General features: G+C 72.8%; 21 protein-coding genes and 1 riboswitch. Of the genes, 13 read left to right on the top strand and 8 right to left on the bottom strand.

The features are described 5' to 3' along the window. Positions 1–4 precede the first annotated feature (4 nt). Positions 5–538 (top strand): hypothetical protein, encoded by a 534-nt coding sequence (locus ABD714_RS05740; RefSeq protein ID WP_344811343.1) that lies wholly within the window; start codon positions 5–7, stop codon positions 536–538. Further along, positions 535–2,382 carry a PfkB family carbohydrate kinase gene (locus ABD714_RS05735; protein WP_344811342.1) on the top strand — a complete coding sequence of 616 codons (1,848 nt, stop codon included), beginning with the start codon at positions 535–537 and terminating at the stop codon, positions 2,380–2,382. Before ABD714_RS05740 ends, ABD714_RS05735 begins: the two co-directional genes overlap by 4 nt. A 13-nt stretch (positions 2,383–2,395) precedes the next feature. Here the strand turns inward: ABD714_RS05735 and ABD714_RS05730 are convergent, their stop codons facing one another. Further along, the gene (locus tag ABD714_RS05730; protein WP_344811341.1) at positions 2,396–3,658 is read right to left on the bottom strand and encodes an agmatinase family protein; all 1,263 of its coding nucleotides are present in this window, start codon (positions 3,656–3,658) and stop codon (positions 2,396–2,398) included. A gap of 249 nt (positions 3,659–3,907) precedes the next feature. Then, a riboswitch (guanidine-I (ykkC/yxkD leader) is annotated at positions 3,908–4,033 on the top strand. 53 nt (positions 4,034–4,086) lie between these two features. Between ABD714_RS05730 and ABD714_RS05725 the strand changes: the two genes are divergently transcribed. Further along, positions 4,087–5,655 (top strand): amino acid permease, encoded by a 1,569-nt coding sequence (locus tag ABD714_RS05725; RefSeq protein ID WP_344811340.1) that lies wholly within the window; start codon positions 4,087–4,089, stop codon positions 5,653–5,655. Between the two features lie 97 nt (positions 5,656–5,752). Here the strand turns inward: ABD714_RS05725 and ABD714_RS05720 are convergent, their stop codons facing one another. Both ABD714_RS05720 and ABD714_RS05715 read right to left on the bottom strand, forming a co-directional pair. Next, complete coding sequence (locus ABD714_RS05720; RefSeq protein WP_344811339.1) at positions 5,753–7,192, bottom strand: putative nucleotidyltransferase substrate binding domain-containing protein; 1,440 nt, start codon at positions 7,190–7,192, stop codon at positions 5,753–5,755. Between the two features lie 125 nt (positions 7,193–7,317). Continuing rightward, entirely contained in the window at positions 7,318–9,645 is a 2,328-nt protein-coding gene (locus tag ABD714_RS05715; RefSeq protein ID WP_344811338.1) for a glycoside hydrolase family 9 protein, read from the bottom strand. Positions 9,646–10,128: 483 nt separating this feature from the next. Between ABD714_RS05715 and ABD714_RS05710 the strand changes: the two genes are divergently transcribed. From ABD714_RS05710 to ABD714_RS05700, 3 genes are all read left to right on the top strand, one after another. Beyond that, positions 10,129–10,686 carry a hemerythrin domain-containing protein gene (locus tag ABD714_RS05710; protein ID WP_344811337.1) on the top strand — a complete coding sequence of 186 codons (558 nt, stop codon included), beginning with the start codon at positions 10,129–10,131 and terminating at the stop codon, positions 10,684–10,686. Between the two features lie 132 nt (positions 10,687–10,818). Then, on the top strand, positions 10,819–11,958 hold the full coding sequence (locus ABD714_RS05705; protein WP_344811336.1) for a GNAT family N-acetyltransferase: 1,140 nt from the start codon (positions 10,819–10,821) through the stop codon (positions 11,956–11,958). Next, entirely contained in the window at positions 11,955–13,115 is a 1,161-nt protein-coding gene (locus ABD714_RS05700; protein ID WP_344811335.1) for an FAD-dependent monooxygenase, read from the top strand. The genes ABD714_RS05705 and ABD714_RS05700 overlap by 4 nt, the downstream gene beginning before the upstream one ends. 6 nt (positions 13,116–13,121) lie before the next feature. Here the strand turns inward: ABD714_RS05700 and ABD714_RS05695 are convergent, their stop codons facing one another. Continuing rightward, entirely contained in the window at positions 13,122–13,751 is a 630-nt protein-coding gene (locus ABD714_RS05695) for a hypothetical protein (RefSeq protein WP_344811334.1), read from the bottom strand. Positions 13,752–13,927: 176 nt separating this feature from the next. On the opposite strand from ABD714_RS05695, the gene ABD714_RS05690 reads away from it, so the two are divergent. Both ABD714_RS05690 and ABD714_RS05685 read left to right on the top strand, forming a co-directional pair. After that, positions 13,928–14,431 carry a DUF1707 SHOCT-like domain-containing protein gene (locus ABD714_RS05690; protein ID WP_344811333.1) on the top strand — a complete coding sequence of 168 codons (504 nt, stop codon included), beginning with the start codon at positions 13,928–13,930 and terminating at the stop codon, positions 14,429–14,431. A gap of 60 nt (positions 14,432–14,491) precedes the next feature. Continuing rightward, entirely contained in the window at positions 14,492–15,094 is a 603-nt protein-coding gene (locus ABD714_RS05685) for a dihydrofolate reductase family protein (protein ID WP_344811332.1), read from the top strand. Here ABD714_RS05685 and ABD714_RS05680 read toward each other — a convergent pair. From ABD714_RS05680 to ABD714_RS05670, 3 genes are all read right to left on the bottom strand, one after another. Continuing rightward, positions 15,078–16,226: an alkaline phosphatase family protein gene (locus ABD714_RS05680; RefSeq protein ID WP_344811331.1), complete on the bottom strand. Its 1,149-nt coding sequence runs from the start codon at positions 16,224–16,226 to the stop codon at positions 15,078–15,080. The two genes, ABD714_RS05685 and ABD714_RS05680, sit on opposite strands and share 17 nt — an antisense overlap. 189 nt (positions 16,227–16,415) lie before the next feature. Further along, positions 16,416–18,185, bottom strand: a complete 1,770-nt coding sequence (locus ABD714_RS05675) for a CapA family protein (protein WP_344811330.1) — start codon at positions 18,183–18,185, stop codon at positions 16,416–16,418. Between the two features lie 115 nt (positions 18,186–18,300). Next, positions 18,301–19,113 carry an Fpg/Nei family DNA glycosylase gene (locus ABD714_RS05670; RefSeq protein WP_344811329.1) on the bottom strand — a complete coding sequence of 271 codons (813 nt, stop codon included), beginning with the start codon at positions 19,111–19,113 and terminating at the stop codon, positions 18,301–18,303. A 142-nt stretch (positions 19,114–19,255) separates the two neighbouring features. Here ABD714_RS05670 and ABD714_RS05665 point away from each other — a divergent pair, with 142 nt between their 5' ends. The 5 genes from ABD714_RS05665 to ABD714_RS05645 all read left to right on the top strand — a co-directional run bounded on the left by ABD714_RS05665 (position 19,256) and on the right by ABD714_RS05645 (position 23,868). Then, positions 19,256–21,307, top strand: coding sequence for an iron-containing redox enzyme family protein (locus ABD714_RS05665; RefSeq protein WP_344811328.1), 2,052 nt, complete (start codon positions 19,256–19,258; stop codon positions 21,305–21,307). Then, the gene (locus ABD714_RS05660; RefSeq protein ID WP_344811327.1) at positions 21,304–21,615 is read left to right on the top strand and encodes a CDGSH iron-sulfur domain-containing protein; all 312 of its coding nucleotides are present in this window, start codon (positions 21,304–21,306) and stop codon (positions 21,613–21,615) included. The genes ABD714_RS05665 and ABD714_RS05660 overlap by 4 nt, the downstream gene beginning before the upstream one ends. A gap of 183 nt (positions 21,616–21,798) precedes the next feature. Then, positions 21,799–22,122 carry a hypothetical protein gene (locus ABD714_RS05655; protein WP_344811326.1) on the top strand — a complete coding sequence of 108 codons (324 nt, stop codon included), beginning with the start codon at positions 21,799–21,801 and terminating at the stop codon, positions 22,120–22,122. Between the two features lie 88 nt (positions 22,123–22,210). Then, entirely contained in the window at positions 22,211–22,597 is a 387-nt protein-coding gene (locus ABD714_RS05650) for a DUF3253 domain-containing protein (RefSeq protein WP_344811325.1), read from the top strand. 32 nt (positions 22,598–22,629) lie between these two features. Beyond that, positions 22,630–23,868, top strand: coding sequence for a cytochrome P450 (locus ABD714_RS05645; RefSeq protein ID WP_344811324.1), 1,239 nt, complete (start codon positions 22,630–22,632; stop codon positions 23,866–23,868). Positions 23,869–24,185: 317 nt separating this feature from the next. Here ABD714_RS05645 and ABD714_RS05640 read toward each other — a convergent pair. Then, positions 24,186–24,482: substrate-binding domain-containing protein (locus ABD714_RS05640; protein WP_344811323.1), on the bottom strand; the 297-nt coding region annotated here is incomplete at its 5' end.

Raw genomic sequence — 24,482 nt, 5'->3', positions numbered from 1 at the left:
CCGGATGACGGTGCAGGATGGACGCGACGCGAGGCGGCGCCGGTACCTGAGCCTGGGGGTGGGCGAGCTGGTCGCCGCAGTGGTCTTCGCGCTGGTGCTGCCCCGACTCGTCGACGGCCCCGACCGGCGCGCGCTCTGGGCCGCCCTGATCCCGCTGCTGGTGGTGCTGCTGCAGGGCGGCGCCTACTGGCTGCTGGCCCGCGGCTGGGTGGGACGGTCGGCGATGCCCTCCGGTCTCGCGGCGCTGTACTCCGCGTTCCGCCGGCTGGATCCCGTCCTGCTGCTCGCCGGACTGGTCGGGGTGCTGGTCTGGCTGCCGGAGCGTCCGGGAGCGGTCGTCGCAGCCCTCGCGGTCTGGGTGTTCGGCGTGGTCGAGTACGTCAACTACTTCGTCGTCCGGCTGGCCTACGCACCGACACGCTGGTGGCGGGGGGTCAAGGAGCGGCGGACGCCACGCCTGGTGCTGGACCTGCGTGGCGCCCGCGCCCCCGGGTCCGCCAGACTCGTAGCCCGCCACCGAAGGGAACCGCCGACGTGACCCCCGCCGACCCCGCCACCACCACCGACTCCCGGTTGCCGCTCTACCTGGACTGCGACACCGGTGTGGACGACGCCCTGGCGCTGGCCTACCTGGCGGCCACCCCCGCGGTCGACCTGCTCGGGGTCGGCTCGGTGAGCGGCAACGTCGACGCCGCCACCGGGGCCCGCAACACCCTCGACCTGCTCGCGCTGCTCGGCCGGTCCGAGGTGCCGGTGGCGGTCGGCGCGCACGACCCGCTCGCCGTCGGCTACCGCGGCGGGGCCCCGCACGTGCACGGCGACAACGGCATCGGTGGCGTCGTGCTGCCGCCGGCCGCGGGTCAGCCCGTCGACGAGTCGGCCGCGGAGCTGCTGGTCCGCTTGGCGCAGGAGAACCCGGGCCGGCTCCGGGTGCTGGCGATCGGCCCACTGACCAATCTGGCGCTGGCCCTGCGGCTCGAACCGCGGCTCCCCGAGCTGGTGGCGGAGGTGACGATCATGGGCGGCGCGGCGCTCGTCCCCGGCAACGTCACCCCGGTGGCAGAGGCCAACATCCACAACGACCCCGAGGCCGCCGCCGAGGTCTTCGACGCCCCCTGGCCGATCCTGCTGGCTCCGCTTGACGTGACCATGGAGCACGTCCTGACCGAGCGGCACCGCCAGCAGATCATGGCCGTCGACCACCCGGTCGCGCCGTACCTGGGCAGCATGCTGGCGCCCTACTTCACCCACTACGCCGACGTCTTCGGCGAGCCTGCCTGCGCCATGCACGACCCGCTGGCGGCGGCTCTGGCGGTCGGCGCGCTGCGGATCGGCTCGGCGCCCACCGTGGCGGCGGTCGTCGACGCGGGCGACGGACCCGGACGCGGCCAGACGGTGTGCGACCTGCGCGGGCGGCACGTCGGTCACCCCGAGCAGCCGGGAGCCCACTGCCGGGTCGTGCTGACCCTGGCGGAGCCGTTCAGCCAGCACCTGGTGGCCACACTGCAGCGGCTCGCCCCGTCGGTGACGCCGTCGACCCCGGCGCTGACCGTGGTCGGCAGCATCAACCTCGACCTCACCGCGGTGGGGGAGCGACTGCCCTCGGCCGGGGAGACCGTCGGCGGCGCGACCCTGCATCGGCAGACCGGCGGGAAGGGTGCCAACCAGGCAGTGGCCGCCGCGCGCCTGGCCGGGCGGTCCCGGTTCATCGGGGCGGTCGGTCACGACGACGACGGCACCCGGATGCTCGGCGACCTGACCGCGGCCGGGGTGGACGTCTCCTCGGTGGCCACCGTGGACGCGCCGACCGGCACCGCCCTGATCGTGGTAGACGCGGCCGGGGAGAACCAGATCGCGGTCTGCCCGGGAGCCAACGCCCGCGTCGACCTGGCCGGGATCGACCTGGCCGACGACGAGACAGTGCTGTGCCAGCTGGAGATCGAGCTCGACGTCGTCGTGGAGGCCGCCCGCCGGCACCGCGGCTACTTCGCCCTCAACGCCGCCCCGGCACGCTCGCTGCCGGCCGAGCTGATCGAACGCTGCGACCTGATCATCGTCAACGAGAGCGAGTACGCCCTCATCCCCGAGCTGGCCAGGGCCGCGCTGGTGGCCGTCACCTACGGCGGCGACGGCTCGGCGCTCTACCGCGACGGCGTACGCATCGCCGAGGCGCCCTCGCTCCCCACGCAGGTGGTCAACACGGTCGGTGCGGGAGACGCGTTCTGCGCCGCCCTGGTGCTGGCGCTGCGCGCCGGTCACGACGACGCGACCGCGCTGGCGGTGGCCAACGCGGTCGGCGCGCACGCAGTGGCCGACAGCGCCGCCCAACCGCACTTCGCGTCCCTCGAGCACTACCTGTCGGGCGCCGCCGCGACGTCGTGAGTCGTGCCGGTGGTCAGGCCTGTGGCCCCCAGGCCCGCCGATCCCGGACCGCGGCCTTGGTGCCGAGATGCCCTTCGCGGACCAGCACGGCGAGCGAGTCCAAGATCACCCGGGAGCTGAGCAGGGCGGTCTGCTCGGCCCAGTCGTAGGGCGGGGCGCACTCGACGACCTCGAGCCCGGCCAGCCCCGGTGCGGAGATCATCCGGATCAGATTGAGGGCCTCCCGAGGCAGCAGGCCGCCCGGTTCGGGCCAGCCGGTGCCGGGCACGAAGCCGGCGTCGATCACGTCGATGTCGAAGGACAGGTAGACCGCCTTGGCACCCTTCCAGGCGATCTCGAGGGCGGTCTCGGCGATCTTCTCGATGCCCACCCGCTCCACGTCGCCGACGGTCATGATCGTGGTGCCGCGCTCGCGGCCCACCTTCACGCCGGCGCGCGGGGACTGCCAGCCGCCGATGCCGATCTGGACCAGGTTGGTGGCCGGCGCGTTCTTCAGGTTGGTGGCGTGGAACCAGGGGGTGGTGTGCATCCGCTCGTCGAGGTCGGTCTCCTGGGTGTCGACGTGGCGATCGAAGTGGATGATGCCGATGTTGCCGTCGACGTACGGCGCCATGCCGCGGATGGTGGGATAGCCGATCGAGTGGTCCCCGCCCAAGATCACCGGGAAGACACCGCGCTGGTAGACGTGGGCCATCGCCTGGCTGATCTGGTCGAACGACTTCTCCAGGTTGCCCGGGATGGTGAAGACGTCGCCGATGTCGACCATGTTCAGCTGCTCGCGGAGGTCGACACCGAGCTCGTAGGAGTAGGTGCCGAACAGGTTGGTCGAGCGTCGGATGCCCTGCGGGCCGAACCGGGCTCCTGGCCGGTAGGTGGCGCCGGAGTCGAGCGGGGCGCCGAAGACCGCGACCTCGGCGTCACTGACGTCGTTGACGTCTTCCAGGAACGGCGAGTTCAGGAACGTGCCGCGCTCGCCGGCGAAGTGAGGCAGCTCGCCGCGGGAGAAGGTGGGGATGGTGCGGTCCACCAGCGTCGGGGACCCGGGCAGACCGAACGCCAGACCCTGCTCGATCTCCTGGTCGTGGCGGAACAGGGAGATCCGCTGCTCCGCCTCCTGCGCCCACCGGCCCTCCTTCTGCGCGAAGGCGTCGCTGTGGGAGTGCCCGCCGGGGCCGTGGCTGTGGGCAGCCTGGCCGGGACCGTGTGCGTGGGTGTACCCCTCGGTGCGACCGGCGTCCTCGCCGTGTGAGTGGTCCTCGTGGTCGTGCTCTGACATCTCGATCACTCCTTCGAGGCCGTCTTTGCGACGCACCGGTACGGCCACCCTCGTCGGTCGGAGCCCTTCGTGCCCTCGTCGCGGAACGCTAGCACCAGCACCGGAGGAAGAAGGGCGGACGATCACCGACTCCGCGGGAGCCGTCACCAGGCCGTAACACCCGGTCCGGCAGCTGTTGCCGGGCTGTAACGACGATCCGCGGCGGCCGTAACAGTTCTCAGGTGGACTTCAGACGAGCCGTCCCCGAGAACGGCGCGCACCTAGGGTTCCGTCGGTCGGCGACATGATCGTCGTGCGACCGGGTCTGGACCAAGAGGGGCAAGCAGCGCTCCGCGACGGAGAGCTGCTCCACGGCGGGACAAAAGCCCGGGAGGCCCAGCAGGGCTGAGCTCACGCACCCAGCCCTCGGACTGTCCAAGGAGTCCTCGATGGCCACCAGCACCGACACTGCCCGACCCACGTCACTCGACGACACCGCCGCCGGCGACCTGAACGAGTTCGGCTACGGCCAGGACCTGCACCGCTCCATCGGCACCTACGCCTCGTTCGCGGCCGGGTTCTCGTTCGTCTCCATCCTGACCACGGTCTTCCAGCTGTTCGGCTTCGGCTTCAGCTTCGCCGGCCCCTTCTTCTTCTGGACCTGGCCCGCCGTCTTCCTCGGCCAGCTGATGGTCGCCCTCTGCTTCGCCGAGCTGGCGGGCCGTTACCCGCTGTCCGGGGCGATCTACCAGTGGGCCCGCCGCCTCGGCGGTCACGTGGTCGGCTGGTTCGCCGGGTGGACGATGGTCATCGCCCAGATCGTCACCGTCGCGGCGGCCGCGATCGCCATGCAGGCGGTGCTGCCGGCCATCTGGTCCGGCTTCCAGGTCGTCGGGGGCGACCCCTCGATCGCCAGCCTCACCGGGGCCACCAACGCCATCGTGCTCGGTCTGGTGCTGCTGATCGTCACCACGGTGATCAACTCGGTCGCCGTCCGGGTGATGGCGGTGGTGAACGCCGTCGGTGTGACGGCCGAGCTGATCGGTGTCGTCCTGCTCGTGATCGCCCTGTTCTCCACCTCGGTCAGGGGTCCGGGGATCGTGCTCGACACCAGCGGTGTGTCCAGCTTCGGCGCGCTGCTGGCCGCCGGTCTGATGGCCGGCTACGTGCTGGTCGGCTTCGACTCCGCGGGCGAGCTCGCCGAGGAGACCCACAACCCGCGCCGTACGACCCCCAAGACGATCCTGCGCGCGCTGATCATCTCCGGCATCGGCGGCGGGCTGATCCTGCTCGGTGCGTTGATGGCGAGCCCGAGCCTGGACGACGAGCTGTCCAGCGGGGGTCTCGCGTACGTGGTCACCAGCCGTCTCGGCGACGTGTGGGGCCGGGTCTTCCTGGCCGACGTGGTGCTGGCCGCCTTCGTCTGCACGCTGGCCATCCAGACCGCGACCACCCGGATGATCTTCTCCATGTCCCGGGACGAGGTGCTGCCGTTCTCCCGGCACCTGCGCAAGGTGTCCCACCGCGGCGCCACCGTGCACGCCGCCGTCCTGGTCGGCGTCGGGGCGGCGGTGCTGCTCCTGATCAACCTCGGTCATGCGGGCGTCTTCACCGCGCTCACCAGCACCTGCATCGTGCTGCTCTACCTGGCCTACCTGTGCGTGACCGGCCCGATGCTCTACCGGCGCCTCAAGGGCTGGCCGGCCGAGCTCGGCCCGCAGGACGACGAGGTCGGCACACCGGTCTTCAGCCTCGGCCGGCTGGGCCTGCCGATCAACGTGCTGGCGGTTCTCTGGGGACTGGCCATGGCGATCAACCTCGCCTGGCCCCGGCAGGAGGTCTACGACCCGGAGGGCACCAACCCGGTGCTGCAGTACTTCGGGCTGATCATCGTCGCGCTGACGCTGGTCGGCGGGGTGGCGGCCTTCACGGTCAAGAAGTCGGCCTACCGCAGGGCCATCGCCGGGCTGCCGGGTGCGCCGGGCGCGGCCGAGGCCCCGACCGGCAGCACGGTCTGATCAGCCGCACGGTCTGATCACTGCACGGTCTGATCACTAGACGGTCTGATCACTGCACCGTCTGAGCACCGCCTGACGGCGTCCCCCCTACCAGCTGTCAGGTCGAGGGTTCCAGCCAGGCATCGGTCGGCGCCGCCGCGGACAGGTTCGCCGCCCTGCGTTGCACCGCGGAGATCTCGCGGACGGCCTGACCGATCACGCTGCGGTCGATCGGGGACAGGCGGTCGAGGACGACGACGTCGCTGGGCTGCTCCCCGGCGTCGAGCTGGGCGAACTGGTAGCGCAGCCGGATCCGCTGCAGCACCTCGAAGATCTCGATCAGCGTCTCCGCCTCGGCACGGGGGAGGATGGCCGAGCCCGCAGCGGTGCGCAGTCGCTCGATCGTGCTGAGCTCGGCTGACCCGCTGCTCAGCGCCGCCCAGCGGGCGAGGTTGACGATCGGCACCAGGGCGTTCTCCTTCACGTTGAACGGCTCGTGGCGCCGGGGCAGCAGCGTACGCAGCGGGCGCAGCCGGGCCCGCTGCAGCAGGGAGTGCTCGAGCAGGAGCCGCAGCGCGCTCGGATCGGTCCGCAGCTCGCCGAGGACCAGGCTGACCCCCGTCGGACCGGGGTCGCCGTAGATGGGGCGCCCGTCGACGAGCAGCGAGATCAGCACCGCGCCCTTGTTCTGGGTCGGGTCGGCGAGCCACTGCCGCCCCGCCGCCCGCCACTGCTCGTCGGTCCGCGCGAACAGCCGGTGCGCCGGGGTGGCGCCGTGGCTGTCGCTGGTCAGCCCGCTGCGGGTGAGCTCGGTGACGACCTCGCCCAGCCCGGCGCGATAGCTGTCGATTGCCTGCGCGTCGACGTCGTCGCGGAAGATCACGGCCGCGTCGACGTCAGAGCTGAGCACGGCCTCGCGCCGCCCGTTGCTGCCCAGGGAGAGCCAGGTGACGGCCGTGGGGTCGAGATCACCGTGCCGGCGCAGGACGAGCTCGATGGTGCGGCGGACGACGGTGTCGATCAGGGAGGAGTGGACGGCGATCACCTTGCTCGGGGCCAGTCCGCGGCGGGTGAAGTCGCGCAGCGTGACGGGCAGCCGGGCCGCGCGGCGGCTCAGCTCGTCCAGCGACCCTGCCCGCCGCAGCTGCTGGTGCAGGGACACCCCGGCGGTGGTGGGGGAGACCAGGAAGTCGCGGGCGGTGACGACGCCGTGCACCGCGTCGGCTCTGTCCACCACGACCACGCAGCTCGCGTCCGCCTCGAGCATGGTGATCATGGCCTCGGCCGACGAGGTGCCCGGTGGCACGCAGGGCGGATGCCGGTCCGCCAGCGCCGCGGCACCCGCCGGCGGTGCCCCGGACGCCACCCAGGCTCGGATGGCGGAATCGGTCAGCACGGACACCCCGGACCCGGTGCCCATGATCACCGCGCAACCGCCCCCGTGGTCGGTGATCGCGGCGGCGGCCGCCGTGACGTCGAGATGGCCGTCCAGCACCAGGGGCTCCCGGACGACGAGGTCGTCGACCAGGGCGTACGTCGGATCGGGTGGTTGGCTCATCAGCAGGTGACCTCGATCCTCGCGGCGCCTGTGCGGCTCCGGACTGCCGTCGTCGTCGCCCATTCTGTCCGATCAGGGCGCCCGGGCCCCGCCGGCCGCTCCGCGCACGGCTCGCCGCTGGTCTCCTAGCTCTCCCGCTCGACGTCGGCCAGGAACGACCCCATCCACGACAGCGGTGCGTTCCAGTTGATGGTGAGCTCGTTGGTGGACCAGGAGCCGATGTCGTCGATGTAGCAGAACTGCTGGACGCAGCCCGCCAGCTTGGCCGCCGCCACCGGGTCACCGGTGGTCGGGGCGGTGCCGTTGGGTCCGCCGGCCAGCGTGCCCGCCGGCGGGTGGGGCAGCCGGGGGTCCAGCTGGTGGGCGTACATGCGGCTGTGCTGGTTCTCGCTGGCCCGGGTGCCGTAGCCGGTGACGTAGCTGAGGTTGAGCGCGTTGCGACCGAACACGTAGTCCATGCCGCGCAGCACCCCGTCGGCGTAGCGCGGGCGCTGGGTCAGGTCGTAGGCGGTGCCGACCACCTGCAGGGCGTTGACCACAGCCGAGTTGGACCCCCAGGCGTAGACCCCGTCGACGGGGGCGTACGGGCTGCCGAACGGGTGCCGGCGTCCGGCAGCCAGGTAACCGTCGGCGGCGGTGGTCACCGACCGGATCACCCGGTGGCGGTCGGGCAGCCGGTTCGGCACCGTGGCCAGGTCGAGTCGGCCGAGGGCGGCCACCGCGTTCCAGCCGAACCCACCCGCGTCGAACACGGGTCCGGTGTGGTGCGGTGAGGCGAGGACGTCCGTGCGGTAGCCGCGGTCGCCGGTGGTCAGGTACAGCTCGGCCGCCGCCCAGTAGAACTCGTCGCTGACGTCGTCGTCATCGTAGGGACCGCTGCCGGGGTTGGGATCCAGGGACGCGTCGGGTGCGGGGGCGTAGAGGTCGGGGGTCCTCTCGGCCGCCGCGTACGCCCGCTCTGAGGCGCGGAGCAGACGGGTGGCGAAGCGCCGGTCGTAGCGCTCGAACAGCCGTGCCCCCTGCGCAGCAGCGGCAGCCAGGTTGAGCCCGGCGGCGGTGGAGGGCCGGAACAGGTGGCGCGGCTGTGGGTCGGCCGCCGGGTCGAGCGGCAGCCCGGTCCAGTCGGCATCGGCGACCTTGTGGTAGGCCAGCCCCGCGTACGCCTCGCCCCGGGGGACCTGCATCCGCAGCATCCACTCGAGCTCCCAGCGGATCTCGTCGAGCAGGTCGGGTACACCGTTGTCGCTCTCGGGGATCGCGAGGGTGCCGTCGCGCAGGGCTCGACGGCTGCCGATGGGGGAGGTGCGACTGCGTTCGTACTCCTGCATCAGCTGGGCGACGGCGATGCCGCCGTTGACGACGTACTTGCCGTGGTCGCCCGCGTCGTACCAGCCCCCCGAGACGTCGCGCGGTCCGGCACAGGTCCAGGGCCGGTCGTACAGCTTCTGGGCGTCGTCGCCGAGCGGCAGGCAGACAGCTGCCGTGTCCCCCCGGTTGGGGGGCACGCCGACGTGGCCCGCGCCACGACCGTATCCCGGGGCGAGGGAGTCCAGGATCGGGGTGCCGCTGCGCTGGGTGTAGAAGAGCGTCTTGGCGTCGGTGCGCAGCCCGGCGTAGAGATCCGACCCGATGGTGAACGGGTAGGAGGTCTCGTCGTCGGCGACCAGCGTGTAGCCGGTGCCACGGGCGTCGACGTCGTCGAAGGCGATGGTGGCCACGTTCAGTCCCGAGCTCGGGTCGACGCCGGCCGGGCGGGTGAGACCGGTGCGGACGATGCGCCCGGCCGCGTTCTTCAGCACCCACAGCTTCGGGGTGGTGGCCTCGGTCACCAGTGTCGCGTTCTTCGGGCCGTCGGGCAGGTAGCCCACCTGGTTCACCCGGACCCGGGGGCCGGTGTCGGGCTGGTAGACCTCGGGCGGGACGCCACCGGTGAGCGAGACGTCGTCCAGGCACAGCTGGTAGGCGACGTCGTTGCCGACGTCCTGCTGGAACAGCACGTCGGCGTTCGGGTAGTCCACCGAGGCGGTGAACGTGAAGGACCTCGTCGTGCCCGTGGCCGGGATCTCGAACTTCTGGGTCGTAAGGAACTGGGTGTAGTTGAGATCGGGACCGGACTGGACCACCACCCGCACGTAGCCGTTGGTCGCCGGTGCGCTGGCGATGTCGAACGACAGCTCGTAGGTCTCGCCCGCCTGCAGCGCCACCTGCTGCGAGATCGCCGCCCCGTACGCGCCCGTGCCGGCGGGCACCGAGACGCAGCCCCGACCCTCCACGACCGCGCTCGTCGGATAGGCCGTCCAGCCGACCAGACCGTCGTCGAACGTGCCGTTGGTGATCTGCTCGGGTCCGGCGGCGTGCGCCGCGGTGGGGCCGGCGGTGAGCACGAGGACCATCCCGAGCACCAGGGACAGCGGGCGGATCGCTCGAAACCGTGACACTCGAATCCGTGACACCGGGTCATCCTCTCGCCACGTCGCGGGGCCGACCGGCTCACCCTAGACCCGGCGGTCCGCCGCCCGTCAAGGGTGCGACGGCCGGGCTCGAGGCCGGCTCCACGGCGTCGCCTGATCCGTTCCTGAGGGTCGTCGGAACCTTGAGCACCTCTTGAGCGCAGGTTCGTCGGGGCCGAGGACGCCGGTGCGGTTGAAGGCTCAATCTTGTTCTCGCCACCGTCTCGCCCACCCGGGCGGGACACCCCTGACCGTCTCGCCCCACCCGGGCGGGACACCCTTCCCGGCGCGACGCCCACCATCGGGGGATGACGCGTCGTACGGGGAGGCGATCCAGGGCCGCGCACCGCTTCGGGGGAGGCGTGTGCCGGACCGGATCCACCTTCTGGCCCGTGGCGCTCGCGGTGGTACGAGAGCGCCACGGGCCGGTCTGGTTCCCGGCCCGCCTGGATCCCCGGGCCGGGCGCCGGGCGTAGCGTGGCGGGCATGACCTCCACCCCTCTGGACCTGGGCCGGCCGATCGCCGGCGACGTCGTCGAGCTGATCCTGGACGACCACCGGCGCTTCGAGACCCTGCTGCGGCAGCTGCGGGACAGCAGCAGCGACCGGGACGCGGTACGGCGGGCGTTCGCCGCCCTGCACGTCGCCCACGCCGAGGCCGAGGAGAAGTGCGTCTACCCGACCCTGCGGACGAAGCGGGCGATCGACGCCCACGAGCAGGAGCACGGCGAGGAGGAGCACGCCGAGGGCAACCAGGCCCTGCTCGCGGTGCTCGAGCTGAAGGGGACCGACACCCAGGCCTTCGACGACGCCGTGGAGGAGCTCGCGGGCAAGGTGAACCACCACCTGACCGAGGAGGAGCTGACCATCCTCAACCCGGCGCGGCAGGAGGTCTCCGACCAGGTCCGCGCCGAGCTCGGGCTGGCCTTCGTGACCGAGCGGGCGGCTCAGCTCGACGCCGACTGCGGGCGGGTGGAGAACGTCCGCGCCCTCGTGGCCAAGGCCGAGAAGGACGGGGTCCTCCCGGCCGACGACGAGGACTGAGGCTCACCCCCTCACCGCCGGGCAGCTCCTTTCGAGAAGGCACCAATCCGGCCGTCGTCCCGCTCCGAATGGGTATCCAGAGCAAGGTCGTACGCCGGGTCGTCGTCCCGGCGCGAGGTCGAGGAGCTGTCGATGCCGGGATCCACCACTCGAGCGCGCGTGGACGTGACACCACAGCCGTCCGTCGTCAGCCCCGTGCCGCGCGGCACCTGGGACGCGGTCCTGGCGAGCGACCCGGGAGCCACAGCTCTGCAGACGCCGGAGTACTTCGCCGGCGTGCTGGCCGGCACCGGCGGCCGGGACGCCAGTCGTCTCTACGTGCTCCCGGACGGTCGCCGGCTGGTGCTCCCGCTGGTGCAGCAGCGATCGCTGCCGGGTCTCCCGCGGCTGGCGGACTACCCCGGCGGCTTCGGCCACGGGAGTCTGCTGGCCACCGGGGGCCTGCGCGACGGCGACGTCCGGGTGGTCGTGCGTGACCTTCGCGGGCAGGCGCTGAGCGTCCGGCTCGGCGGTGGCCACCACACCGCGGAGCAGTGGGGTGCAGGCGTCGGCAGCGGGGTGACCGCGGAGCCGCGTCGGGTGGACGTCATCGACCTCAGCCCGGGTTGGGACGAGGTGTTCGCCCACGGCTTCAGCCGCAGCGCCCGCTACAACGTCCGCAAGGCCGAGCGCGCCGGGGTCGAGGTCGAGCGTGACACGACCGGCCGGCTGATCGGTGTCTTCTACGACCTGTACCTCAGCTGGGTCGAGCGCTCGCTGGCCCGCACCGACCTCCCGGCACCGCTGGCGCGGTACTCGGCGCTCCGGCAGGAGCCGCGCCGGAAGTTCGAGTCCGTGGCGGCCGAGCTCGGCCCGAAGTGCCGCGTGTTCGTCGCCTGGCACCACGGTCGACCGGTCGCCAGCTGCATCACCCTGGTCCACGGGCAGCACGCGATCGGCTGGCGCAGCTACAGCATCAAGGAGCTGGCCGGGCCCGTCTGCGCCAACAACCTGGTGCAGGCGCGGGCGCTGGCCGACGCGTCGGCCTCGGGCTGCTCCTCCTTCGACCTGGGTCAGTCGGGGGAGACAGCCAGCCTGCTCAGCTACAAGCGCTCGCTCGGGGCCACGGCCCGAGCGGTGGTGGACCTCCGGATCGAACGACCAGCTGTCGCGCTGGCCCGGCGGGCCGAGTCGGCCACCCAGCAGTGGGCGGTCCGCACCCTGTCGCGGCGCTCGGACCGACCGACGGCCGCCGAGCCCGTGCCCGCCGAAGCGGCTGGGGTCGGTCGATGAACGTCACGTGCGTCGGCGGGGGACCCGCCGGTCTGATGTTCGCGATCCTGGCCCGCCGGGCGGGTCACGACGTGACGGTGCTGGAGCAGCGGACGCCGGCGGAGAGCTTCGGCTGGGGCGTGGTGTTCTGGGAGGGCCTGCTGGAGGCCCTGGACCGGCACGACCCGCAGACCGCCGCGGCCGTGCGGGACGAGGCCTACCGGTGGAACGACCAGGTCGTCACGATGCCCGGTGTCGAGGACGTGCGCCTGCCCTCGTACGGCTACAGCATGGGTCGCCGGCGGCTGCTCGAGCTGCTCGGGACGCTGGCCGAGCAGTCCGGGGTCTGCGTGGTGCGCGAGAGCTTCAGCGGCGACCCCGGTCGGCTGGCGGCCGATCTGGTGGTCGCCGGTGACGGGGTGAACAGCGCGCTCCGCGGCCGGGGCGACTTCGGCACCCGCCTGGTCCGACGCCGGAACATGTTCCTCTGGCTCGGCACCGACCGGGAGTTCACCTCGTTCACCTTCCCCTTCGTGTCGACCCCGGCCGGGTGGGTCTGGGGGCACGCGTACGGCTACGCCGACGGCGCGAGCACGTTCGTGGTGGAGACGACGCCCGAGACCTGGTCGGCTCTCGGCTTCGCCGCGCTCGGGCCGGACGCGACCGTCCGCCGCCTCGAGGAGCTCTTCGCCGACTCCCTGCAGGGACACCGCCTGCAGTTGCGGGCGAGCGCGTACGAGGGGCACCCGTGGACCGAGTTCGTCGAGGTGCACAACGAGCGGTGGATCGGGGGGAACGTCGCCCTGATCGGTGACGCGGCCCACACCACCCACTTCACCATCGGCTCCGGCACCCGGCTGGCGATGGAGGATGCGATGGCGCTGGCCGACGCCATCGCCGACCAGCCCGACCTCGACTCCGCGCTGCGGGTCTACGACCGGACCCGGCGCGAGCACCTCGAGGGCGTGCAGCGGGTGGCCCGCCGCAGCGCCCGCTGGTTCGAGCGGGTGCCGCGCTACATCGGCCGCCCGGCGCCCGAGTTCGCCACCCTGATGGAGAACCGGCGGTCACCGGTGATGGCCCACCTGCCCGTCGGGGCGTACCTGCGCCTGACCGGCACCGCGGCGAGCCTGCCCATGATCGAGGCCCCGCTGCGACGGTTGCTGGCCCGGCTCTGACCGGGCTCACCGCGAGGACGAGGCGGACAGCAGCGGCCGGTAGCCGTGCGTCAGGGCGGCGTACGAGGTGGGCGGGGTCAGCGTCTGCGCCGTGCCGGTGCGCGGTCGGCGCACCGGCAGGCCCCAGCCTGCGTCGGTGAACGGCCGCAGCTCGTCGCCGAGCACCAGGTGTGCCACGTCGCCGGTGGCGAGCACCACCGTGCCGTCCGGCAGGTCGGCGTACGACTGCGGGCGGAGGAGGCGATCCGCCGTCGGACCCAGGTCACCCCGCCGGGAGGTCCGACGTCGCCGCTCGGCGGCCAGCCGGACGTCCAGGTCCGCGGCACTCAGCGGCTCCCGCGCGCCGAGGGCGGCACCCACCGCGTCCCGGTAGGCCAGGTACGCCTCCCGCCGACACCTGGCGCACGGCCGGTGACCGGCGGCCAGGGCCACCGCCTCGTCCAGGAAGAACAGCGGCGTCCAGCGGCCCGGGGCGGCGAGGGGGGACCGCTGGTCGCGGTAGCGCAGCGTGCAGCTGATCCAGCGCGACCCGGCCTGGTACCGGACCACGCGCTCGGTGTCGTCGACGAGACAGCCACGGTTGCCGGTGAGCAGCCCACGGCCGGCGACGGCCGCGAGATCGCCCCACGGATCCACCCGGTTACGGCGCGGCACTGACGTGCCCCCGGACCCACCATGGCCGGACGAACCCGGGACGGTCGCCCGACGCCCGGCCGCCCGGTCCCACCGCGACCGGAGTCCGACCCCGGGGTGGGCGACGGGGGACCGCGGTCCGATGCCGTCGACGGGTCCACCGGCCTAACGTCGTCGACGTGACTGAGCCCACCCAGGACATGATGCTCTCCGACCTCCGGACCCCGCTCGGTGCGGCCCCCGGCCGGCGGGTGGGCGATGCCGAGCGCGCGGCCTGTTGCGAGACCCTGTCCGACCACTTCGCCGCCGGTCGTCTCCGAGCCGACGAGCTGGAGCTCCGGCTCGATGCGGCGGTGCGGGCGGTCACCGAGGTCGACCTGCGACGGCTGGTCGCCGATCTGCCGGCGGCGCGGCCGTCCACGTCGCCGTCCACGTCGCCGCCCCCGGCGGTCGCCGGGACGGGCTGGTCAGCCGTCACCGCGGTGGCGGTGGTCGTCTTCGCGGTCTGCGCCCTCGTGGCCGGTGGCCTGCTGCTGGTGCTGGGCGCGGTGAACCCGCTGCTCTTCGTCGGGGCCTGCCTGGGTGGCGGTGCGGCGTTCGCCGGCGGCGTCAGCGGGACCGTCCTGCTGCAGCAGGGGCGCCGCCGACTCGACCCGACCGGTCCGCCGCGTCCGACCCGGTGAGAATCCGGTGTCGCGGGTGTCTGATCAGCGGAACCGTCCCGCGACCACCGAGGAGCAGCCATGAGCACCGTGATCATGCACGCCGTCGTCTCCGTGGACGGCTTCATCGCCGACCCCGATGACGGTGTCGGGCCGCTGTTCGACTGGTACCTCAACGGCACCGAACCGCTCGTCGGCCCGGCGGGCGAGCAGCGGCACGCGCGCTTCCGCGTGACCCCGACCTCGCGGTCGTACGTCCGGCCGTTCTGGGACAGCATCGCCGTCATGATCCAGGGGCGGCACCTGTTCGATCTGACCAACGGCTGGGAGGCCGAGCCGCCGGCCGGCGAGCACCTCGTGGTCGTGTCGCACCGACCCAAACCGGACGGCTGGCACCCTGAGGCCGACGTGCCGTTCTTCGGCGACGTGACCGCAGCGGTGGGGGAGGCGAGGCGACGGGCCGGCGACGGCGTGGTGGCGGTCTGCGCGGGTGACGTCGGCGGCCAGGCGTTGGCCCTCGGCCTGGTCGACTACGTGGCCATGGACGTCGTCCCGGTGGTGTTCGGACGGGGCAAGCGCTACTTCGGTCGACTCGACGGCCAGCAGCTGCTGGAGGATGCCGACGTCGTGCTGCAGGGCGATCGGGTGCTGCACCTGCGCTACCGGGTCAGCGGAACGCGGTGAGCTTCCGGCTCTTGTCGAACTGCGCTCCCGGCACCCGGGGCAGATCGAGGACGTCGGTGGCGAAGTTGGCGAGGTCGCCGTTGCGGATCGGCTGCTTGCCCGTGTAGCCGGTGCGCTTGCTGCCGGGGCTGGCATAGCTGGAGTTGAGGGAGTAGAGATTGCGCCCGGCGGCGACGTTGGGACCCCAGACCATGAAGGGCACCGTGTAGTTGGCCCGCTTGCTGGCCTCGGAGTGGCTCGCTCCGTCGCCGCCGTGGTCGGCCGTCAGCACCACCAGCGTCTGGCTGCGCAGCGCCGGCCGGCTGCTGATGGTGGCGAGGATCTGCCCGAGGAGCTGGTCGGTCCGGCGGACCGCCTGCAGGTAGGACGAGCTCATGAAGCCCTTGTCGTGGCCGACCTGGTCGGGCAGCGAGAGGTGGACGAAGGTGAAGGTGCGCGGGGAGGTCCGCAGCTCCGCGGTCACCGTGCCCACCAGCCGGGCGTTGTCGGTGTCGACGGTGAACCTGTCGATCTTCGCCCGGCCGTTGTCGCGGCCGACCTTGTCCGCCGCGCCCTTGGTGTTCCAGGTGCGCTGGTAGAGGGCGAACTTCTGCTTCGCGGTGAACAGGGCGGTGGAGCCGCCCTGGTCGTGCACGACGTCGAACACGCTGGACACGTACGCGCCGGCGGCGCGGTGCACGGTCGTCCCCGTGTCGGAGTTGAAGGTCACCCCGTGCCCGCCGCGGCGGTCGTCGATCCGGCGACCGGTCAGCATCCCGGTGTGGTTGGGCAGCGTCCGGGTCTGCTCCTGCGCGGTCCTGGCGTTCAGCGTGGTGGCACCCTCGCGCATCAGACGGTGGAAGTTCGGGGCGCCCGAGCGGCCGAGCTTCGTGATCGCAGCCGGGTTCAGTCCGTCGACGGAGATGGCGACGACCCGGTTGACCGCGTCATCGGCGGAGGGCTTGGGCAGGGCGGCCTTCGCCAGGGAAGTCGTCGCGGCCGGGACCGTGACGACACCGGTCGAGCCGCGGCCGGCGGTCGTCGCCGTCGTGAGGGCGGCCGTCGTGCCCGCAGGCACGGAGCAGCCCGCCAGCAGCCCGACCACGGCCAGCCCGGCACCGGCCTGCGCAGCGACACGACGGAAGGTCCTCATCCCAGTTCTCCTGACGACGGCGGAGCGCTTCCTCGCCCTCGGAGGGCCCGAGAGTCCAGCGCGCCCAGACAGGCATCATGCGCGACGCGGACAGAAATTGCCACGTCGGACGGACGATCCGCCGTCGGCGCCGCCCGGCGGGCACCCCCCCGACACCGCGCGCCGCGCCCACTCCGCCGAGGTCGTCGCTCAGGAACCCGCGGCCGAGAAGTGCTGGTAGTCCGCCTCACCCGCCCAGTCGCCGCCCCACTCCCAGCCGATGTCGGCGAAGGCGTCGACCACGACGGAGTCGTCGGTGATCAGACCCTTCGTGGACGCGCGGCGGTCGGACCGGGCGGCGTAGGCCCGACCCGCGCGGGGCGAGACCCCGGCGGCGGTCACGTACGGGTTCTGTACCGGGTTGAGGTCGATGGCCGCGCCGAACGAGTGCTGGGACCAGCGGTCGGTGCCGGCCACGGTGCGGCAGTTGAACGCGGAGGTGTTGTTGGCCTCCATCGACTTCTCGTCGTCACCGCCGTAGCTGCTCACCAGCGCCATCCGCTGCAGCGGGAACCTCGCCTCGAACAGCCTCTCGAACACAGCCACCACGTCGTCGGCGTGCTTGGCGGCCACGATCAGCTCCCCCTGGCGCACCCGACCCTGGAAGTCCCAGTGGCTGACCCGCAGATGGGCCAGGTCGCGGAGCGGGACGGGACAGTCACTCCGGTAGGTGCCGGCCATCCGGTTCCGCAGCGCCGGCGTGATGGGTTGCACCGACGACGCGTACGGGGGTGGGGCGGGCGCCGGCCCCGACGGCCGGGACGCGAGACCGGAGCCGGCGCGCAGGTCCTCCCAGTCGCTGGTCGCCCGACGCGCTTCCGCACCGTCGCTGAAGACCGGCAGCCCGCCCTCGCGGGGGATGACCGCCGGTCGCCAACCGTCCTCGACGACGCGGCCGTCCCGCACCGAGAGCTCCAGCAGCCCCGTCTGGGCACCGCTGATGCCGTGGTACCAGAGGAAGTTGCCCAGTCCGTACGCCACGTAGGTGGACCCCAGCCAGCCCGCCGCCTGCAGCCGGTGGGTGTGGCTGCCGACCACCACGGCCGCGCCGGCGCGGGACAGCATCCGGGCGAGGGAGGCCTGGTCGCTGCTGACAGCTGTCGAGTTCTCCTCGCCCCAGTGGAGGTAGACGACGACCGTGGCGCCGTCGGCGGCCGCGGTCGTGACGGCGCCCTCGAGGGCCGCGCGACCGGCCCCGCGGGCGGCGGCCAGCCCCGGGGTGGACGTCCCGGCCTGCCAGGAAGGCGCCTCGCTCTCCAGGAACGAGGCGTCGGCGGCGAAGAACGCGAACGGCTGACCCTTCAGCGTGACCCGGTGCGGGGCGAACGCGTCGTCGCGATCGCGACCGACGCCGATCACGGGGAGCCGCTCGTCCTCCTTGGCGGCCAAGGTGTCGGACAACCCCTGGGTGCCGAAGTCCGCGCCGTGGTTGTTGGCCACGGAGACAGCGTCCACCCCGGCCGCGCCGAGGGCGGTGAGAGCCTCCGGTCCGCTGCGGAAGTGGTAGCGGTTGTCGGGCTCCTCCAGCTGCTTCGGGTCCCGGGTCCCGCGGTCGGTCAGGGCGGCCTCCAGGTTCACCATGGTGAAGTCCGCGGCCGCGGTCGCCGGTCGGAGCGCGTCGAGGCTGGACTCCGGGTCGTCGAGCAGTCCGCGGAGCTGGTCCTCGAACATGACGTCCCCGGCGAAGGCCAGCGTCACGGTCTCCGCGTCCCGGGGTGTCGTCGACGGCGACTCCCGCGCCGTCGGCGCGGCTGTCGGCGCGGTGGCCGTCGGGGCGGCGGTGGGAGCCTGGGCCGTGGCCGGGGTGGCGCGGCGGTCGACAGCTTCGCCGGTGCAGCCGGCGAGGAGCGCCAGCAGGCCCGCGACCATCGCGGCGGGCCACCCCCGGCGTGCGGGTCGGCGAGTGGTCGAGATCGGCATGAACGGCCCCCAGATCCTGCTGGCAGGCCGCGACCCTACCCACGGGAACGTGAGAACCGGAGCCCTCGGGTCCGCAGCTCCACGGCCGCCCCGACCGCGCCGGTCTGCTCGGCGTTCAGCTGGGTTGGCAGACGCCGCACCAGAACAGGTTCCGGCCGACCATCTCGGTCCGGCTCACGGGTGTGCCGCAGCGTCGGCAGGGCAGGCCGTCGCGACGGTAGACGTAGTGCGCGGTCTCCCGGCGCACCCGCCCGCCGGGGCGGTCGGCCTGGTCGGTGGTCACGATCCGGCCGCTCCGGACGCCGGCGCGCATCAGCACCACCAGGTCGGGCCACAGAGCAGCCCAGTCCTCGGGTGTCAGACCGGTGCCGGGACGGAACGGGCTGATCCCGTGCCGGAACAGGATCTCGGCGCGGTAGACGTTCCCGATGCCGGCGATCCGCGCCTGGTCCATCAGCTGGGCACCGACGGCGACCTTGGAGCGGTGGATGCGGTCGAAGGCAGCGACGCCGTGGTCGGTGTTGCGCCGCAGCGGGTCCGGGCCCAGCCCGGCGACGATCGTGCGGACCCCGGCGGGATCGGGGAGCACCTCGCAGGTGATCGCACCCCGCAGGTCGGTCCAGTGCACCGGCAGCTCGGGCTCGGCGGTCTCGATCCGCATCCGCAGGGCCCCTCGCGGCGGCGGCGGTGCGCTGGTGCCGGTGACGAACTTTCCGTAGAGCCCGAGGTGCACGTGGGTGACCAGACGCCCCTCGTAGTGCTGGAAGAGGTGCTTGCCGTACGCGCTGACCCGCAGCAGCCGGCGCCCGTCGAGGAGGGCGGCCCCGTCGGAGAACCGTCCCTGGGGACTGCTCACCGCCACGACCCGGTCGCGGAACGCCGCGGTCTGCTGGTTGGCCAGCCGATGCAGGGTGTGACCTTCTGGCACCCGCGCACTGTACTCGCCGGCTGTCGGTACTCGCCGGCTGTCGGTACTCGCCGGCAGTCGCCGGCTGTCGGTCCGGGCCGCTAGCGTTCTCCCGTTCGGCCGACCGGCCGACGGGGAGCTCCGGACGAGAGGCGGGACCACCGTGGGTGAGTCATCCGACGCGGTCATCATCATGGTGGCCGACCACCTCGACGACGTCGCGACCTCCGTCCACCAGCGCCTGGGAGATGTGGCCGGCGTCGCGGTCACCATGGCGGCCGAGGACGGCCCGACCACGGTGGGGGCGAGCACCGACCTGGCCCTCCAGGTGGACCACGTGCAGTTCCGGATCGGGTTCGGGCCGTGCCTGGAGGCACTCCGGGGGCGTGGTGGGCTCTATGTCCCCGACCTGTTCGTCGAGCGGTGGGGTGAGTACGGGCGGGCGGCGGCCGCTCTCGGCGTGCGGTGCTGCGTGTCGATCCCGGTGGAGCGTGCGGGTGAGGTGCTCGCGGTGGCCAAGGTGTACGCAGCAGCGGTGGACGGGCTGAGCGCGGAGCAGCGAGCCCTCGCCGCCGAGCTGGCGACCGAGGTGGCCGGAACCGTGGGGCTGGCCCGCTCGCTCACCGCCCACGCCCGCGAGCTGGACGACCGGACCAGGGCCATGGACACGCGGCGCGTCATCGACCTCGCCCTCGGCGTGATCATGGAGCGGGCCCACTGCTTCCGACGCCGCCTTCTCGACGCTGCGCAGGCAGTCGCAGCACACCAACACGCCGCTCGCGGACGTCGCCCGGCTGGTGCTGGCCGGACTCGGCGAGCCGGTCGGCACGGCCGCCCCGTTCGAGCGCGCCGGCAGCTGACGACCCACCCGTCGCCCCGCACCCGTCGCCCTGAACCGTCCGTCCTGTGGTGCAACCGTGGCGATGGTTCGGCGAGAAGCAACGACGTACATTGGAAGGATCGCGGTTCAGACAAAAGCCGCTCCCGGAGTGACCCCGAGGAGCTGCACATGTCCGAGATTCGCACGGCACCCTGCCCGACCGAGACCCCGTCGTCGCTCGGGCCCCTGACCCCGATGGCGACGGCCGCGTCCGTCGCGCCGGTCCTGCCCGTGCCTTCGGCCGAGCCCGAGCCCGTTCGTCCCACCAGTGCGCGGCCGGCCCGCACGTACGATGCTCCGGTCCGTCTGCCGAGGCCGCGGGGGCGGGTCTCGGCGGCGCTGATCGAGGTCCTCGCCGGCGACCCCCGGGGCGGGGTCGACCTGCGGGCGCTGCGGTGGACCGGCGACCCTGCGGCCGCGGTGACCGACGACGACCTGCAGCTCGCCCTCTGGCTCACCTACGAGCAGCACTACCGCGGCCTGGTCGGCGTCGACGAGGCCTGGGAGTGGCACCCCGAGCTGGTCTGGGCCCGGCGCGACTGGGAGCACCAGCTGGTCGACGGACTGCGGCACCATCTGTCCGCCCGTCCCCCGGACGTCCAGCAGGCGGCGACCGATCGGGAGGCGGTCCAGGTGGCGCTCAACCAGCTCGCCGCGGCCGACGACGGACCGTCCCTGTCGAAGTTTTTGATGAGGGAGGCGACGACCGAGCAGTTCACCGAGTTCCTGCTGCACCGCTCGCTGTACCACCTCAAGGAGGCCGACCCGCACAGCTGGGCCATCCCGCGGCTCAGCGGGACGGTGAAGGCGGCCATGGTCACGATCCAGGCCGACGAGTACGGCGGTGGGGCGATGCCGTCGATGCACGCGCAGCTGTTCCGCTCGCTGCTGGAGGACTGGGGTCTGGACAGCACGTACGGCCACTACCTCGACCGGGTGCCCGGGGTGACGTTGATGATGACGAACCTGATCTCGCTGTTCGGGCTGCACCGGCGGTGGCGCGGCGCCCTCGTCGGCCACCTGGCGATGTTCGAGATGACCTCGTCGGTGCCGAACGGCCGCTACGCCCGTGGCCACCGGCGGCTCGGTGGCGGGGAGCAGGCCGCGCGCTTCTTCGACGAGCACGTCGTCGCCGATTCCGTGCACGACCAGATCGCCCTCCACGACCTGGCCGGTGGCCTGGTGCAGCAGGAGCCCCAGCTGGCCGAGGACGTCGTCTTCGGAGCCCGGTGTGCGGCGTACGCCGACGAGGTGTTCGCCCAGCACGTCCTCTCCTGCTGGCAGACGCAGGCTTCGAGCCTGCGCCTCGTCGACGGGCCGGCGGTGACCGGATGACGGGCGGCGCGGACCGGTCGACCCCGGAGCGGGATGTCGCCGCCGTGGCGGCAGGAGTGACGATCACCGTCTGCCCGGACGGCCCCCTGCTGGTGCGCGGTCCGGCCGAGGTGCAGACCGCTGACGGTGAACGGGTGGAGCACGCGCGACGGGTCATCGCGCTGTGCCGGTGCGGTCGGTCCCGGCTGAAGCCCCTGTGCGACGGTTCCCACCGGCTGAACCACTTCCGTGACCCGGCGAGCGCCGACCAGCTGGATCGGGCGCTGAACCACGCCACTCCCGCCTCACCGGGAGCCGATCGTGGGTGAGCGGGTGTGGAAACCCTGTTTCCTCGGGTTCGGCGCGGCTCAACGGGTGCGTACGACGGTGGCGACCACTAGCATCGAGGTGGATCAAGCAGCCGGTCTCTCAGCCGCCGCGCGACGGCGCGGCATCAGATCAGGACAGGGACGCACGCACGTGTGGGTCCCGGTCCAGCGAGGGGGTCCGAGATGAGCAGTGCGTCCTACGCCGATGGCCTCGAGTCGTGGTGGGAGTGTGCCCTCCCCGGTGAGGTCATCGACGCTCTCACCGACGGGGTGGCGTCCCCCGACGACGCCCTGGCCCGGGCGCAGGTGGTGGCCGGGATCGTGCTGGAGATCGTCGAGACCGTGCAGTGGCGCTGCGCCGATCGGGCCGGGGACACGGAGATCGAGAGTCTCCGACGGCTGCTGGCCGAGGCCCAGGCCCATCGCGATCGGATGCAGACCGCGCACGATCTGCAGGGCGCGAGTCGATCCCTGGCCGCGGCGCAGACCGAGGAGATGACGGGATGACCGGTCGCAGCGGCCCCGCCGGCCCACCAGGTCCGGCGGGCGTCCTGGATCCGGCGGGCGTCCTGGATCCGGCGGGCACACTGGACAGGTGACCGTGGCGGAGAAGACCTGTGCCTCCTGCGGCCGGCGGATCGAGTGGCGCGCGAAGTGGCAGCGGGACTGGGACCAGGTCCGCTTCTGCTCGGCGGCGTGTCGTCGGCGGGGGGTCACGGCCGAGGACCGGCGGCTGGAGGACGTGACCCTGTCCCTGCTCGCGGACCGCGCGGCGACCAGCACCATCTGCCCGTCCGAGGTCGCCCGCGCCGTCGGCACCGAGGAGTCCTGGCGGACGTTGATGGAGCCGGCCCGGCGGGCCGCTCGGCGGTTGGTCGCGGCCGGAGAGGTCGAGATCACCCAGGGCGGCCGGATCGTCGACCCCTCCACCGCCAAGGGCGCCATCCGCATCCGCCGGGTCCACCGGGCCGGGCGGGGATGAGCACGGGCGGTCGCCGTCCCTGGGCGACGGCGGTGACCGGGACGAAGGTGATCGGCGGGATCTACCGCGACCGGGTCACCGCCGCGTACGCCGCCCGCGTGCGGCGGGACCTCGTGGCCCAGCTCGGGCTGCCGGCGCACCAGGCCGACCCGTACCCCCTCTACGACCGGATCCGGGAGCGCGGCCCGCTGACCCCTACCGCCCAGGGGAACCTGATCTCGGCGACCCACGCGGTCTGCTCCGACGTCGTCCGCCGCCGGGACCTCGTCGTGTTCCGCCCGGAGCAGCCGGGCGACGACCCGCTGCCCCGCGAGATGCTGGACCTCTCGCTGCTGGAGATGGATCCCCCCGAGCACACCCGGCTCCGGCGCCTCGTGGCGCCCGCGTTCACCCCGCGCCGGATGGCCGGCTACGAGGTGCTGATCGAGCGGCGGATCGACCAGCTCCTCGACGCGGTCGACCCGCGGGCCGGCTTCGACCTGGTGGACGACTTCGCCTCCCCGTTGCCGATCGCGGTGATCAGTGCCCTGCTCGGGGTGTCCGACGTCGACGAGAAGGAGTTCGCCGCGTACGGAGCCACGCTCGCGACGGCCCTGGACGGGATCTCCTCGATCGGTCACCTGCGTCGGCTGCTGCAGGCACAGCGACAGCTCCGCACGATCTTCACCGACCTGTTCGCGCGTCGGACCGCCGATCCGCAGGAGGACATCGTGTCCGCCCTGCTCACCGAGCAGTCCGCCGACATCACGCCGGCGATCCTGGGGCCGTTGTGCCGGCTGCTGCTGGTGGCCGGCTTCGAGACCACTGTCAACGCGATCGGGAACGGGGTGCGGGCGCTGTTGGCCGACCCCGAGCAGTGGCAGCTGCTGGTCGAGGATCCCGACCGGGCGCCGGCGGTCGCCGAGGAGGTGCTCCGCTACGACCCGCCCGTGCAGGTCACGGCGCGGATGGCCCGGGAGGACACCGAGGTGGCCGGGGTGCCGGTGGCGCGCGGTCGGGCGGTGGTCCTTCTGCTGGCCGGCGCCAACCGGGATCCGGCCGCGTTCCCGTCTCCGAACGCCTTCGATCTCACCCGTACGGCAGGAGCCGATCACCTGGCCTTCTCCGGCGGGATCCACTACTGCCTCGGAGCCCCCTTGGCCCGGTTGGAGCTGGCCGCCGCCTTCCGGGCCCTGGCCCGACGGCTCCCCACCCTCCGCCTGGCCGGACCGGTCACGATGCAGCGCTCCACCGCCATCCACGGACCGCTGCACGTACCGGTAGCTGCCTGACAGGTCCGTCTGCTTCTGCTTGCGTGTCTGTGGTGGTCGGGGGTGCGGGAGAGGGATCGTCCGACCGATTGACCGTTGGTGGCTCGGGGGTGGTCTCTGGTGGTTCGGGGGCTGGGCGGGTTGACCGTTGGTGGCTCGGGGGTCGCGTTCGGTGGTCTGGGGGCTGGACGGACCGACCGTTCGTGGCTCGGGCGTGCGATCCGGTCGCCGGACGGGCGGCCGCGTCGGCCGGAAGGCACCGGGGAGTCACCTCCGGAAGCCAGGGGACGTGAGTGCCACCCGAGACCGCCGGCCGACTTCGCGCTCAGCGTCCGACGTCAGGCGGAGTCCCGGACGATGACGACCTGGCCGTCGGATGCCGAGCCGGGCCGGGCCGGCGTACGGCCGTCCAGCTGGGCGACGACGGCGTCCACGATGTCCAGCGCCCCGGCTGCGGTGTCCCGGGCGATGGTGGTCAGCGCGGGGGTGATCAGGGCGGCCAATGGGAGATCGTCGACCCCGATGACGGCGAGATCGTCCGGTACGGCGATCCCGCACCGCTGGGCGCCCGCGAGCAGGGCGAGCGCGACCTCGTCGTTGAACGCACAGATCGCTGTCGGCGCCGACAGCCCGGC

The sequence above is a fragment of the Microlunatus aurantiacus genome (genome assembly GCF_039536605.1).
GTDB classification, from domain to species: Bacteria; Actinomycetota; Actinomycetes; order Propionibacteriales; family Propionibacteriaceae; genus Microlunatus; species Microlunatus aurantiacus.
The sequence above is the reverse complement of the archived record's forward strand: the minus strand, read 5'-3'. Positions and strand labels throughout refer to the sequence as shown.

What these genes read in the sequence shown, in the direction of transcription:
- ABD714_RS05740 (WP_344811343.1), top strand. Translation starts at nt 5, where the DNA reads ATGACGGTGCAGGATGGACGCGACGCGAGGCGGCGCCGGTACCTGAGC.
- ABD714_RS05730 (WP_344811341.1), bottom strand. Translation starts at nt 3,658, where the DNA reads ATGTCAGAGCACGACCACGAGGACCACTCACACGGCGAGGACGCCGGT.
- ABD714_RS05725 (WP_344811340.1), top strand. Translation starts at nt 4,087, where the DNA reads ATGGCCACCAGCACCGACACTGCCCGACCCACGTCACTCGACGACACC.
- ABD714_RS05720 (WP_344811339.1), bottom strand. Translation starts at nt 7,192, where the DNA reads ATGAGCCAACCACCCGATCCGACGTACGCCCTGGTCGACGACCTCGTC.
- ABD714_RS05710 (WP_344811337.1), top strand. Translation starts at nt 10,129, where the DNA reads ATGACCTCCACCCCTCTGGACCTGGGCCGGCCGATCGCCGGCGACGTC.
- ABD714_RS05705 (WP_344811336.1), top strand. Translation starts at nt 10,819, where the DNA reads ATGCCGGGATCCACCACTCGAGCGCGCGTGGACGTGACACCACAGCCG.
- ABD714_RS05700 (WP_344811335.1), top strand. Translation starts at nt 11,955, where the DNA reads ATGAACGTCACGTGCGTCGGCGGGGGACCCGCCGGTCTGATGTTCGCG.
- ABD714_RS05685 (WP_344811332.1), top strand. Translation starts at nt 14,492, where the DNA reads ATGAGCACCGTGATCATGCACGCCGTCGTCTCCGTGGACGGCTTCATC.
- ABD714_RS05680 (WP_344811331.1), bottom strand. Translation starts at nt 16,226, where the DNA reads ATGAGGACCTTCCGTCGTGTCGCTGCGCAGGCCGGTGCCGGGCTGGCC.
- ABD714_RS05675 (WP_344811330.1), bottom strand. Translation starts at nt 18,185, where the DNA reads ATGCCGATCTCGACCACTCGCCGACCCGCACGCCGGGGGTGGCCCGCC.
- ABD714_RS05660 (WP_344811327.1), top strand. Translation starts at nt 21,304, where the DNA reads ATGACGGGCGGCGCGGACCGGTCGACCCCGGAGCGGGATGTCGCCGCC.
- ABD714_RS05655 (WP_344811326.1), top strand. Translation starts at nt 21,799, where the DNA reads ATGAGCAGTGCGTCCTACGCCGATGGCCTCGAGTCGTGGTGGGAGTGT.